At 77.8% G+C, this 261-nt stretch carries 1 pseudogene; it reads right to left on the bottom strand.

Going from position 1 to position 261, the window contains the following annotated elements:
* Positions 1-261: pseudogene (locus A6V29_RS09540) on the bottom strand (D-beta-D-heptose 1-phosphate adenosyltransferase); the annotation flags it as partial.

Raw genomic sequence — 261 nt, forward strand, 5'->3', positions numbered from 1 at the left:
GCAGCGCGTCCACCGCCTCGGGAGGCAACGAACCGAGGGTGGCCACAGGGGCACCGGAGTCCAGCCGGGCCACCGAGTGGTCGCCGACGCGGATCCGCTGCTTGACCGCGGTGCCGCCGGTCGCCGGGATCGGCACCAGCCGGACCCGCCCGGCGAGCAGGTGGCGCAACCGCGCGGCGCCCTCGTCGTCGCACATCGGGGCGATCAGCACCACCTGGCGGGACGTCGCCGCGGCCGCGATCACCGCGGCCAGCGCGGCGC

The organism is Blastococcus sp. CCUG 61487, from assembly GCF_005222955.1.
Lineage (GTDB): Bacteria > Actinomycetota > Actinomycetes > Mycobacteriales > Geodermatophilaceae > Blastococcus.